Source organism: Pseudarthrobacter sp. P1 (assembly GCF_050156935.1).
GTDB lineage: Bacteria > Actinomycetota > Actinomycetes > Actinomycetales > Micrococcaceae > Specibacter.
In genome coordinates, this window is sequence record NZ_CP189584.1 from 2,064,135 (window position 1) to 2,076,401 (window position 12,267).

Annotated in this window: 13 protein-coding genes; 10 read left to right on the top strand and 3 right to left on the bottom strand. The window is 68.4% G+C overall.

The window, feature by feature from the left end:
- Positions 1 to 59: 59 nt before the first annotated feature.
- From ACQCSX_RS09755 to ACQCSX_RS09765, 3 genes are all read left to right on the top strand, one after another.
- On the top strand, positions 60 to 932 hold the full coding sequence (locus tag ACQCSX_RS09755) for a glutamate ABC transporter substrate-binding protein (RefSeq protein WP_427018786.1): 873 nt from the start codon (positions 60 to 62) through the stop codon (positions 930 to 932).
- 80 nt (positions 933 to 1,012) lie between these two features.
- A complete protein-coding gene (locus tag ACQCSX_RS09760; protein ID WP_427018787.1) occupies positions 1,013 to 1,663 on the top strand; it encodes an amino acid ABC transporter permease in 651 nt (216 codons plus the stop codon).
- A complete protein-coding gene (locus tag ACQCSX_RS09765) occupies positions 1,660 to 2,505 on the top strand; it encodes an amino acid ABC transporter permease (RefSeq protein WP_427018788.1) in 846 nt (281 codons plus the stop codon). Before ACQCSX_RS09760 ends, ACQCSX_RS09765 begins: the two co-directional genes overlap by 4 nt.
- A 71-nt stretch (positions 2,506 to 2,576) precedes the next feature.
- Here ACQCSX_RS09765 and dapE read toward each other — a convergent pair whose 3' ends face one another.
- On the bottom strand, positions 2,577 to 3,650 hold the full coding sequence (gene dapE, locus ACQCSX_RS09770) for a succinyl-diaminopimelate desuccinylase (RefSeq protein WP_427019021.1): 1,074 nt from the start codon (positions 3,648 to 3,650) through the stop codon (positions 2,577 to 2,579).
- A 264-nt stretch (positions 3,651 to 3,914) separates the two neighbouring features.
- Between dapE and ACQCSX_RS09775 the strand changes: the two genes are divergently transcribed.
- The 6 genes from ACQCSX_RS09775 (at position 3,915) to ACQCSX_RS09800 (ending at position 9,569) form a co-directional block, all read left to right on the top strand.
- Positions 3,915 to 4,580 (top strand): fasciclin domain-containing protein, encoded by a 666-nt coding sequence (locus ACQCSX_RS09775; RefSeq protein ID WP_427018789.1) that lies wholly within the window; start codon positions 3,915 to 3,917, stop codon positions 4,578 to 4,580.
- A gap of 97 nt (positions 4,581 to 4,677) precedes the next feature.
- Positions 4,678 to 5,226, top strand: a complete 549-nt coding sequence (gene sigK / locus ACQCSX_RS09780; protein WP_427018790.1) for an ECF RNA polymerase sigma factor SigK — start codon at positions 4,678 to 4,680, stop codon at positions 5,224 to 5,226.
- Between the two features lie 11 nt (positions 5,227 to 5,237).
- The gene (locus tag ACQCSX_RS09785; RefSeq protein WP_427018791.1) at positions 5,238 to 6,017 is read left to right on the top strand and encodes an anti-sigma factor; all 780 of its coding nucleotides are present in this window, start codon (positions 5,238 to 5,240) and stop codon (positions 6,015 to 6,017) included.
- 39 nt (positions 6,018 to 6,056) lie between these two features.
- Positions 6,057 to 7,646 carry a molybdopterin-dependent oxidoreductase gene (locus ACQCSX_RS09790; protein ID WP_427018792.1) on the top strand — a complete coding sequence of 530 codons (1,590 nt, stop codon included), beginning with the start codon at positions 6,057 to 6,059 and terminating at the stop codon, positions 7,644 to 7,646.
- 48 nt (positions 7,647 to 7,694) lie between these two features.
- On the top strand, positions 7,695 to 8,681 hold the full coding sequence (dapD, locus tag ACQCSX_RS09795; RefSeq protein WP_427018793.1) for a 2,3,4,5-tetrahydropyridine-2,6-dicarboxylate N-succinyltransferase: 987 nt from the start codon (positions 7,695 to 7,697) through the stop codon (positions 8,679 to 8,681).
- Between the two features lie 12 nt (positions 8,682 to 8,693).
- Entirely contained in the window at positions 8,694 to 9,569 is an 876-nt protein-coding gene (locus tag ACQCSX_RS09800) for a hypothetical protein (protein ID WP_427018794.1), read from the top strand.
- Here the strand turns inward: ACQCSX_RS09800 and ACQCSX_RS09805 are convergent.
- Both ACQCSX_RS09805 and ACQCSX_RS09810 read right to left on the bottom strand, forming a co-directional pair.
- Positions 9,566 to 10,177, bottom strand: a complete 612-nt coding sequence (locus ACQCSX_RS09805; RefSeq protein ID WP_427018795.1) for a hypothetical protein — start codon at positions 10,175 to 10,177, stop codon at positions 9,566 to 9,568. The genes ACQCSX_RS09800 and ACQCSX_RS09805 overlap by 4 nt on opposite strands.
- Positions 10,178 to 10,226: 49 nt before the next feature.
- The gene (locus ACQCSX_RS09810; protein ID WP_427018796.1) at positions 10,227 to 10,856 is read right to left on the bottom strand and encodes a TetR/AcrR family transcriptional regulator; all 630 of its coding nucleotides are present in this window, start codon (positions 10,854 to 10,856) and stop codon (positions 10,227 to 10,229) included.
- A gap of 124 nt (positions 10,857 to 10,980) precedes the next feature.
- Here ACQCSX_RS09810 and galE point away from each other — a divergent pair, with 124 nt between their 5' ends.
- Positions 10,981 to 12,012, top strand: a complete 1,032-nt coding sequence (gene galE / locus ACQCSX_RS09815; protein WP_427018797.1) for a UDP-glucose 4-epimerase GalE — start codon at positions 10,981 to 10,983, stop codon at positions 12,010 to 12,012.
- Positions 12,013 to 12,267 lie beyond the last annotated feature (255 nt).

Here is a 12,267-nt window from a genome sequence, read left to right on the forward strand (position 1 = left end):
CACTCCCGGCGGGCCCCAGCACCGGCCACAGCATCTGGGCCGTCTATGAAAGGAAATCCATGTTCAAGAAACCAGCACTGGTGGCCGTCGTCGCGGCCGCTGCCCTCGCCCTGAGCGCCTGTGGCAGCAGCACCCTCGGTGGCGGCTCAACCCCCACCGTAGCCAGCAAACCGACCTTTGCCGCCGGCTCCACCATGGAAAAGCTTTCCCAGGCCGGAAAAATAACCATCGGCACCAAGTTCGACCAGCCGTTGTTCGGCCAAAAGGGTCCGGACGGCAATCCTGTGGGCTTTGACGTGGAGATCGGCAAGATCATCGCCGCCGACCTGGGCATCACGCCGGACAAGATCCAGTGGGTGGAAACCATCTCCGCCAACCGCGAGGAATTCATCAAGCAGGGCAAGGTGGACATCGTCGTGGCCACCTACACGATCAGCGACAAGCGCAAGGAAGTGGTGTCCTTCGCCGGGCCGTACTACGAGGCCGGCCAGGCGCTGATGGTCAACAAGGGCGACACCTCCATCACCAAGCCGGAGGATGTGGCGGGCAAGAAGGTCTGCTCGGTGACGGGTTCGACGCCGGCCGCCACCATCGTGGACAAGTACCAGGCGGTGCTGGTCCCGGTGGGCAAGTACGCCGACTGCCTGGAGCCGCTGCGCAACCACCAGGTGGACGCCGTGACCACCGACAACGTGATCCTGGCCGGCTTCGTGGACAAGGAACCGGATGCCTTCATGCTGGCTTCGGATACGACGTTCACCAAGGAGCCCTACGGCATCGGCCTGAAGAAGGACGACACCGCCTTCCGCAACTGGATCAACGACCAGCTGGAGGCGGCCGAAAAGGGCGGCGCCTACAAGTCCGCCTGGGAGTCCACGGCCGGAAAGGTCATCAAGACCGTCCCGAGCCTGCCGGCCCTCAACCGCTACTAGCGGCACAGGCCCGGGTGCCGGCGGCAGCCGCCGGCACCCGGGCTCCCCTCCGTCCAGCCTGCGAGAGTTGAAGGATCTTCATGGACGTCATCATTGACAACCTCCCGGCGTATTGGGACGGCTTCCTGCGCACACTGTTCCTGGCCGTCGTCTCGGGCATCATTGCACTGGTGGTGGGCACCCTGTTGGCTGCGGCCCGGGTCTCCCCCGTCGCGGCACTGCGCGGATTCAGCACCCTCTATGTGGAGATTGCCCGCAACACCCCGCTGACCATCGTCTTCTTCTTCTGCGCCGTGGTGCTGCCCCGCCTTGGCGTGACGTTCCAGCAGTTCGAACCCGCCGCCATCATCGCCCTGAGCGCCTACACCAGCGCGTTCGTGGCCGAGGCCGTCCGCTCCGGCGTCAACAGCGTCGGCATCGGCCAGGCCGAGGCAGCGCGCAGCATCGGCATGAACTTTGGCCAGACGCTCTCGCTCGTGGTGCTGCCGCAGGCAATCCGGACGGTGATCCCGCCGCTGATCAACATTCTGATCGCGCTGGTCAAGAACTCCTCCATCGCCGGTGGTTTCTATGTCCTGGAACTGTTCGGCACGGGAAAGCAGCTGGCCAACGCCAATGGAAATGCCGTCATGGCTGTCCTGTTCGGCATCGCCTTCTTCTACCTCCTGATCACCGTTCCCCTGGGCCTGCTGGCCAACTACGTTGAACGAAAGGTGGCGATCGCACGATGACGTCGGTTCTGTATGACGTGCCCGGCCCCATTGCCCGGCGCCGTTCCCTGACCGCCAGTGTGGTGGGCACGGTGGTCATCCTGGCCGGTGCCGGCTGGGGTGTCTTCACGCTGGCCCAGCAGGGCCTGTTCGCCGCCAACCGCTGGGACATCTTCAGCCAGGCGGTGGTGTGGAACTTCCTGCTCCAGGGCATCTGGGCCACCGTCTCCGCGGCGGCGATTGCCGCTGTCATCGCCTTCATCGCGGCCTTTGGCCTGGCCCTGATGCGCATGTCCGAACATGCGTGGATCCGCATCCCCACCATGACGGTGATGGAACTGCTGCGCGGCATGCCCGTGGTGTTGATGATGTTCTTCATCCTGCTGGTGTTCGCCTCCAGCCCCTTCATCGCCGTCGTCGCCGGCCTGGCGCTGTACAACGCGGCCATCTTTGCCGAGATCCTGCGGGCCGGCATCCAGTCCCTGCCGCGTGGCCAGCGCGAGGCCGGCCTGGCGATCGGCCTGAGCAGCCTGCGCTCCCGGCTGATCATCGAGCTGCCCCAGGCCATCCGGCGCATGCTGCCGTCCCTGATCGCCCAGCTCGTGGTGCTGCTCAAGGACACCTCGCTGGGGTACATCGTCACGTACGAGGAGCTGCTGCGCAAGGTCAACATCCTCAGCGATTTCTTCGGCTCGAAGTACCTCTTCTCGGTGTTCTTTGTGGGCGCGGCGATCTACATCCTGATCAACCTGGCCGTCTCCCGGCTGGCCATCTGGATCGAGCGCCGCGGCTCGAAGAAGGCCGCCGGCGGAGTGGCCCCGGCGGCCGCCGTCGCGGTCTCGGGCCCCGGCGGCACGGTCTAGCCCCACGCAAAAGCGCACCCCCTCCCGGCCTCGGGAGGGGGTGCGCTTTTGTTGCTGCGGGAACGACGGCGTCAGCCGAGCCAGCGGGTGAGCGCGGCCAGGCAGGTGCGGATGTCCTCCGCCGCCACGTGCTCGTTGTCGGTGTGCGCCAGCAGGGCGTCGCCCGGGCCGAAGTTCACCGCGGGGATGCCCAGCTCGCTCAGCCGGGCGACGTCGGTCCAGCCGTACTTGGGCTTGGGCTCGGCGCCGACGGCTGCCACAAAGCTGGCGGCGGCCGGGGCGTTCAGCCCGGGGCGGGCGCCGGCGGCGGCATCCGTGCGGACGACGTCGAATCCCGCCAGCAGCGCGCGCACGTGGGCCTCGGCGTCGTCGGGGGTCTTGTCCGGGGCAAAGCGGTAGTTGATCTCCACCACGCAGGCATCCGGGATCACGTTCCCGGCGGTGCCGCCGTGGATCTTCACCGCATTGAGCGATTCGCGGTAGTCCAGTCCGTCCACGGTGACGGTGGCGGGCTCGTAGGCGGCCAGCCGCTCCAGGATGGGGGCGGCGGCGTGGATGGCGTTCTCCCCCATCCATGCCCGGGCCGAGTGGGCTGCCTTGCCGCGGGTGGTGGCGTGGAAGCGGCTGGTGCCGTTGCAGCCGCCCTCGACTGTGCCGTTGGTCGGCTCGAGCAGGATGCCGAAATCGGCGCCCAACCAGTCCGCGTGCTCGCGCACCAGCCGGCCCAGCCCGCTCTTGGACGCCTCCACTTCCTCGTGGTCGTAGAAGACGAAGGTGATGTCCTTGGTGGGCTCGGTGAGCGTGGCGGCGAGCGCCAGCTGGACGGCCACGCCGCCCTTCATGTCCGTGGCGCCGCGGCCGTAGAGGACCCCGCCGTCCCAGCTGCTGGGCACGGTGCCGCGGGATCCGGGCGTGCCCGGCAACGGGACAGTGTCCAGGTGGCCGGCCAGGATCACGCGCTCCGCACGGCCCAGGGCGGTGCGCGCCATGATGGCGTCGCCGTTGCGCAGCACTTCCAAGTGCCCCAGCGGGCGCAGGGCGGCCTCGACGGCATCGGCCAGCGGCCCTTCGTTGCCGGAGACGCTTTCGATGTCCATCAGCTGCGCGGTCAGGGTGGCCACGTCCTGGAACAGGTCAAGGACCACGCCTCCCGCCGGCTGGGCGGAGGCGGGCTGGGCTGCGGGGGTGCTGTCGTCGTAGGTCACCGCGCCAGTTTACCGGCGGCCGCACCGCTTTGCCCGGCCGCTTGGCCGGGCAGGCAACGGCCGGCCGGTTTGCCCGGTTGGAAAAACTTCTCCGCCAATCCAATCCGTCCGGACCCGTGGTTCCGAAGTACTCCCTGACAGCCCAGCACGACAGTAGCCGGGACAACCCGGCGGATCCCTCCGCCGACTTTGAAGGAGAACGCCATGCTTCGTCTCACCAACAAGAAGACCGCCGCCCTCGGCGTCATCGCCGTTGCAGCCTTTGCGCTGAGCGCCTGCAGCGGTTCCGGCTCCACCACGGCCACGACCGCCGCCGCTCCGGCCCCGACCAGCTCGATGGCCGCCCCCAGCACGACGCCGGCGATGAACCCGGCCTCCGATCTGGTGGGCCCGGGCTGTGCCGCCTACGCCGCGGCCGTCCCCAGTGGTGCGGGCTCCGTCGCCGGCATGGCTGCCGATCCGGTGGCCACCGCCGCCTCCAACAACCCGCTGCTGACCACCCTGACGGCGGCCATCTCCGGCAAGCTGAACCCGGACGTCAACCTGGTGGATACGCTCAACTCCGGACAGTTCACCGTCTTCGCCCCCGTTGACGATGCCTTCGCCAAGATCCCGGCCGCCACCATCGACGGGCTAAAGACGGACTCCAAGACGCTGACGTCGATCCTGACCTACCACGTGGTTCCGGGCCGGCTCTCCCCCAGCCAGGTCGCCGGCATGCACGCCACGGCCGAGGGTGGCTCGGTCAACGTCACCGGCAGCGGCGACAACCTGATGGTCAATGACGCCAAGGTGATCTGCGGCGGTGTCCAGACGGCCAACGCTACGGTCTACCTGGTCGACTCCGTCCTGATGCCCCCGGCCAAGTAACAGGCCGGCGACATACGGTTCGAAGAGGTGCACGGTGGGCGGTGAACGTGAGAGTGTGGGGACCATGCGCTTACCGTGGTTGAGGTCGGCGGAGCCCATGGCTCCGCCCACCCATGAGGATCTCATCCGCCTCGTCGCCTTGGGCGACGAGGCGGCCTTCGAAGCCCTCTACGACGCCGTCTCTCCCCGGGTCTTCGGTCTGGTCAGGAGGATCGTCCGCGATCCCGCCCAGAGCCAGGAGGTGGCCCAGGAGATCTTCGTGGATGTGTGGCAGCAAGCGGCACGGTTCGACGCCGACCGCGGCCGTGCCATTTCCTGGATCCTGGTCATAGCCCATCGACGGGCCGTGGACAGGGTCCGGGCCAGCCAGGCCAGCACCGAGCGGGACCTGCGCCAGGGGATCAAGGAGTTCCAGGAAAGCTACGACGACGTCGAGGACACCGTTGAGGCGATGCTGGAATCCGAACGGGTCCACAAGGCGCTGGAGTCGCTGACCCCGGCACAACAGGAGGCCATCCGCCTGGCCTACTACGGTGGTTATACGCACCAGGAGGTGGCGGACCTGCTGAAGGTGCCGGTTGGCACCGTGAAAACGCGAATACGCGATGGAATGATCAGACTCAGGGACAGGTTAGGGGTGGCGTGATGGAAGAACAATTGCATCTGTTGACCGGCGCCTACGCCCTGGATGCTGTCAACGATCTGGAACGCGCAGCCGTGGAGCGCCTGGTCCGCACGGACGAGGACACCCGCGAGGAAGTCCGCGAACTCACCGAGACGGCGGCCCTGCTGGCCTCCGGCATTCCCGCCCATGCCCCGCCCGCGGAGCTCAAGGCATCCGTGATGGCCGCCATCCGCAACACCCGGCAGCTCCCGGCGGCCAACGCCGCCGTGGATCCGGCGCTCCGCCGCCGTGCCGGTGCGGCACGCACCGTGGCGGTGCGCCGAAGCGTACTGCGCGGTTTGGCTGCCGCGGCCGCCGTCGTGGCCGTGGCCGCGGCCGGCCTCACCGGTTGGGCCCTGGGGCAGAACAAGGGCGACGCCACCGCCAGCAGCCTTCAATCGCAGCTGGCGGCCGCACAGGCCCAGCAGAACGAATTCCTGACTATTCTGGGCTCCGCCGATGCCAAGGTGGCCACTCAGCGCCTGGGCAACGGCGCCACCATCATGGTTGCGGCGTCAGCCACGGCGGACCGTGCGGCAGTGATGGTGCAGGACATGCCACAACTGCCCGCGGACAAGGTCTACGAATTGTGGTTCATCGCCGGCGACAAGGCAGTCCCCGCGGGCCTCATGGGGGCCCCGGCCGAGGCCGGACCCAGCCTGAGGCTGCTGGATGGGGCCCTCGACGGCGCCAGCCACATCGGCATCACTGTGGAGCCGCACAGCGGATCCGCACAACCAACTACTGACCCGATCCTGCTTCAACAACTGTGATCGGTTCCCTGCGCTGACAGGCGCGGGAGGGAGAGCATCATGGGCACCACAGAGAAACGCCGGCTCGGCCGGCTGGCAGACGTGGGGCCCGGTGCTCTGGCAGGCGTGGTCTCGGCCGCGGTCCTGTTCGGCGTCGCCGAACTGGTGGCGGCGTTCGTGGGCCCGCGGTCCTCACCACTGGTGGCCGTGGGGTCGACGTTCATCGACTTCACGCCGTCGTGGTTGAAGGATTTTGCCGTCGCCACCTTTGGCACCAACGACAAGTTGGTGCTGCTGATCTCCATGGCGGCCGTGGCGGCCGTGGGTGCGGCCCTGGCCGGTGTGCTGGCACGGCGCCGGTTCCCGCTGGGGGCAGCCCTGGTCTTGGGCCTTGCAGTGGTGATGATGGGCTGCGTGCTGACCCGCGCCGGAGCCCGGGTGGTTGACGTCCTGCCCACGCTGGTGGGAACCGCCGCCGGCTTCTGGGCGCTGCTGGCGCTCGTGCGGCGCAGCGCCGATCCCTCCGCCCTTCCATCCCCCGTCCCGGCGCCTTCCCCTGCAGGAACGCCGGATCCAGCGCCCGGGCGCCGCGCCTTCCTGGCGACGGCAGCGGTCCTGGCTGGTGCCGCCGTCGTGCTTGGTGCCGGCGGCAAGGTGCTCAGCGGTGTCCGCAGCGCAGCCTCGAAGGTCCGCGCCGCGCTCAAGCTGCCCACACCGCACCAGGCGGCGGCAGCGCTGCCGGCCGGTGTGCAGGCTCCCGTGGACGGAGTGGGGCCGTTCGTGGTCCCCAATGCCGATTTCTACCGGATCGACACCGCACTGGTGGTGCCGGACATCGATCCCTCCCAGTGGAGCCTGCGCGTGCACGGCATGGTGGAGCAGGAGTTCATGCTCTCCTTCCAGGACTTGTTGGACGCCGAGCTCATCGAGAGCTATGTGACGCTGACCTGTGTCTCCAATGTGGTCGGCGGCAATCTGGCCGGCAATGCCAAGTGGCTCGGCTATCCGCTGCGCGAGGTGCTGGCCCGCGCCAAACCGCTCGCCGGGGCCGACATGGTCCTCTCCACCAGCATCGACGGGTTCAGCGCCTCCACCCCGCTGCCCATCCTCCAGGACGGCCGGGACGCCATCCTGGCGATCGGCATGAACGGCGAACCACTGCCGTTGGAGCACGGCTTCCCCGTCCGGATGGTGGTGCCCGGCCTCTACGGCTACGTCTCCGCCACCAAGTGGGTGGTGGACCTGGAAGTCACCACCTTTGCCGCCAAGACCGGCTACTGGACCACCCGCGGCTGGTCCTCGCACGGCCCGATCAAGACCGCCTCCCGGATCGAGGTGCCCCGCGCCTTGGCCCGGGTGGCCGCCGGCACGGTGGCCGTGGGCGGCACGGCCTGGGCCCAGACGGTGGGCATCTCGGCCGTGCAGGTCCAGCTCGACGGCGGCCCCTGGCAGGACGCCACCCTGGCCGCCGAGGCATCGGTGGACACCTGGCGGCAGTGGTCGCATTCCTTCGACGGCCTCGCCGCGGGCTCGCACAATGTGCGTGTGCGGGCGGTGGATGCCAAGGGCACCCTCCAGACCGAACAGCAGGCCCCGCCGGAGCCGGACGGCTCCACGGGCTGGCACAACATCACCTTCACGGTGGCGTAGCACCCGGGCGTTTTCCTCAGGGCACAGTGGCCTCGATAGACTGGGGGCATGACTGAGACTGCTTCCACAGCCCGCACCGCCCATGGCTTCGGCCTTGCCACCGTCACCGCCGACGGCACCGTACTGGACGTTTGGTTCCCGGCCCCCGCACTGGGCACCGCCGTGGACACCCTCGGACAGGCCCCGGAGGCCGGCACGGAGCTGACCACCCTGGCCGAATCCGGCGCGGATGCCGACCGCGGCACCAGCGCGCAGGTGGTGTTCGCCCAGATCAACCTGGACGCCGCCCCCGAAGACACCGCCGACGCCTACCTGCGCCTGCACCTGCTCTCGCACCGGCTGGTGGCCCCCAACTCGATCAACCTGGACGGCATCTTCGCCAAGCTGCCCAACGTCGTCTGGACCAACTTCGGCCCCGCCGCCGTCGAGGGCTTTGAGCTGGTCCGCGCCAAGCTGCGCCGCCGTGGCACCGTCACCGTCTACGGCGTGGACAAGTTCCCGCGCATGGTGGACTATGTGGTCCCCGCCGGTGTCCGCATCGCCGACGCCGACCGTGTCCGCCTGGGCGCGTACCTGGCCGAGGGCACCACCGTCATGCACGAGGGCTTCGTCAACTTCAACGCCGGCACGCTGGGCGCCTCCATGGTCGAGGGACGCATCTCGGCCGGCGTCGTGGCCGGCGACGGCACCGACGTCGGCGGCGGCGCCTCCATTATGGGCACGCTCTCCGGTGGCGGCAAGGAAAAGATCACCCTGGGCGAGCGCGTCCTCCTGGGCGCCAACTCCGGCGTCGGCATCAGCATCGGCGACGACTCGGTGGTGGAGGCCGGCCTCTACGTCACCGCCGGCACCCGCGTGCGCGTGCACGGCCCCAAGGATGCCAACGGCGAGGACACCTCCGCCATCGTCAAGGCCAGCACGCTCTCCGGCGTTGCCAACCTGCTCTTCCGCCGCAATTCCAGCAACGGCGAGGTGGAGGTGCTGCCGCGCAAGGGGCAGACCGTCGAGCTCAACGCCGCCCTGCACTCCAACTAGGCGGACCTCGGCATGGGCTTCGGACGCCGCTGGCGGGCATTGCTGCTGTGGCTGCTTTGCCTGGTGGCGGTGTCCGCCCTGCTGGTGGCCGGCGGCATCTGGGCCGTCGGCTTCTTCAAACCCTTCGCCGCGCCCCTCGCCGAGGGGTGCCGGGCCATGTCCGGGCAGAGCGGCTTCACCCTCGCCGTCGACCAGACGGAAAACGCCGCGCTGATAACGGCCATCTCCGTGCGCCGCGGCATGCCGGCCCGGGCCGCATCCATTGGGCTGGCGGTGGCGCTGCAGGAGTCCAAGCTGCGCAACATCACCCACGGGGACATGGATTCCCTGGGCTTGTTCCAGCAGCGCCCGTCGCAGGGCTGGGGCACCGAGGCGGAGATCCTCGATCCGCTGCACTCCACCAATGCGTTCTATGACGAGCTGGACACCGTGGCCGGCTATGAGGACATGTCCATCACCGAGGCCGCACAAATCGTCCAGCGCTCCGCATTCCCCGACGCCTACGCCCAGCGGGAGGGCCAAGGCAAGGCGTTTGCCTCCGCCCTGGCCGGCCTCTCCCCGGCATCCCTGGCCTGCACGCTCAAGGACCCTGCTGCCCCCGGCGACCCGGCCGCCGTCGCCGCCGCCCTCGAGCGCGCCTATGGTCCCGTCCAGACCCAGACCGGTCCGGACGGCACGGTGGAGATCACGGCGCCCGCGACCGCCGGCTGGAGCTATGCCCAGTGGGCCGTGGCCAACGCCAATGCGCTCGAACTCACCCAGGTCAGCTTCGAGGGCCAACAGTGGGTCCGCTCAGCCAACGACGGCGGCAAGAACGCAGGCTGGCAGCCGTCCACTGCGGCTCCCGGCCAGGTGGTCCTGACCGTCAACCCCAGCGCCAAGGGCTAGACCAGCAGCTCCACCACCGGCTGCACGAAGCTCAGGAACGTGGGCTCATCTTCCAGCAGATGCTGGCTCATGATCAGCCGGTTGGGCTCGATGAACCACGCGCGCGGCTCGCACAGCGGCATTTCCAGAATGGTCAGCGTGAAATCGCGGGCATTGCGGCCCAGCTCCATCTCGCGGTTCTGCACCAATTCGGCCAGGATCTTCGGCGAGCCCAATGTGTCGCGGCGCGCCGACAACAGCGAGTACTGGCTCTGCTGCTCCCGGGCCCAGCTCAGGGCCGCGCCAAAATGGGCCTGCAGCACCCGCTGGAGTGCGGGCATGGCAGAGAAGGCCGGGAACGACGGCGGCGAGAGCTCCGGTTGCGGGGCGGGATGGCTGGCCAGCAGCGCTGTCCACCACACCTCCCACTGGGCCCGCAGGGCCTCGGTGCCGCCCACATGTGCCGTCAGCTGCTGGTGGTCGGCGGGCCTGATAAGCGGGGAGACATGGCACAAGGAGGGGTTCCCTGCACCACCCAACCCCGTGACATCGCGGATATAAAGTGCCAGAAGCATGGGGCCCGAAGTGTCCATGGTGATGCGCCAGCCCGGACCACCTGTGTGATGCATGATGCTGCCTCCACGGCCGGTGATCGACCACCAGCCACTTCTTAAGAGTTTACTCCGCCGCGGCATCCATGAGGGATTCAAGGTGGGTCCGCAAGGTGGCCAGCGCAGCCTCTCCCCCGGCCCATTCCGGCTGCACCAGCATGTGCAGGCCCAAGCCATCCACCACTGCCATCAGCCGCTCCGCCTCCATCAGCGGGACCAGCGATGCACGGGCGGCGCCGGAATCAAGCAGCCGCAGGATGACGCGGCCCACCGCCGCGGCCGTGCCCCGGTAGCTCTCCTGCCCGGCCGTGTGCAGGTGCGGGTTGGTGCGTGCCGCCAGCGCAAACGACAGCAGCACAGTGGCCTCCTCCTGGCGGACCTCGTCGAGGGGCAGCAGCTGGGCCAGCACGTCCAGGCTGGCGTCAAGCAGCGCCTCCACCGACTCGTACTCGCTCTCCTCCAGCGGAAGCAGCAATTCCTCCACCCGGGCCTGGATGCGGGCCGACACCAGCCGGAACGCAAAGTCCATCAGTTCGGGCTGGTTGGCAAAGTAGTGCCGCACCGAGCCCAGGGCCAGGTCCGCCTCCTTGGCCACGGTGCGCAGCGACGCGGCCGCGAACCCGTCGCGGCGCACCACGCGGAAGAGGGCATCGGCCACGTCTTCGCGGCGCGCATCGGCATCAACAATTTTGGGCATGGTTCTTTCTTAGCATGCCTGTGGCACGGTTCGCCGCCGCGGCATCCCCGTCCGATGGCTCCAACTTGGCTCCCCAAACGTCACTTCGCTCCGTTGGGGCCCCTCGCCAACTAGGCTTGGGGGCATGAAAGTTTTGGTTACCGGAGGAACCGGTTACATCGGCTCGCACACTGTCCTTTGCCTCCTGGAGGCCGGCCACCAGGTGGTGGTTCTCGACAATCTGGTCAACTCCTCCCGGGAGTCAATGGTCCGTGTCCAGGAGCTGACCGGCAAGACCGTCGCCTTCCATGAGGTGGATCTGCTGGACGAGGCCGCCGTGGACTCCGTGTTCGCCGCCCACGAGGCCGACGGCGGGATCGACTCCGTCATCCACTTTGCCGGACTCAAGGCCGTCGGGGAATCCGTGCAGCAGCCGCTGCGCTACTACCACAACAACGTCACCGGAACCATCAACCTGCTCCGCGTGATGGATGCCCGCCAGGTCCGCTCGGTCGTCTTCAGCTCCTCCGCCACGGTCTACGGCGACAGGAACCCCATCCCGTACATCGAGAAGATGGACATTGGCGCCAACAACCCCTACGGGCGCACCAAGGAGCAGATCGAGGACATCCTCTCCGACATCGCCGCCGCGGACCCGCGCTGGCATATCGCCCTGCTGCGCTACTTCAACCCGGTGGGCGCGCACGAGTCCGGCCGCATCGGCGAGGATCCGCTGGGCATCCCCAACAATCTGGTGCCCTTCATCGCCCAGGTCGCCGTGGGCCGGCGCGAAAAGCTGATGGTCTTCGGCGACGACTACGACACACCGGACGGCACCGCGCTGCGCGACTACATCCACGTCATGGACCTCTCCGAGGGCCACGTGGCAGCCGTGGACCACGTGGCCAAGCACGAGGGCGTGTTCCGCTGGAACCTCGGCTCCGGCATCGGATCCTCCGTCTTTGACGTCCTGCACGCCTTTGAGCGCGCCGTGGGACACCCACTGCCCTACGAGGTGGGTCCGCGCCGGGCCGGGGACCTCCCCGCCTTCTGGGCCGATTCATCCTCGGCCCTGGCGGATCTGGGCTGGTCCACCGTCAAGACCCTCGACCAGATGTGCGAGGACCACTGGCGCTGGCAGAAGAACAACCCCGCCGGCTACGCCCCCGCGCCGTAGCCCCGGGCCCGCTGGGCAGTCCGTCCGGGATTTTTCCCGCGACTGTGCCGCGACGGCCGTTGTGCGGCCTGCGGCATCGGGTCGCCGGTTTCAAACGTTCCATGACGCCGCTTCCCGTTTGGGATGCAGTCGTGGACGCATCCCAAACGGGAAGCGGCGTCATGGATGCAGTTGTGCGTCCTGGATCGACCCCCCGAGCAACGTTAAACGGCGGCGGCCGGCCTCCCTTTCGGGAAGCCGGCCGCCGTCGTCGTT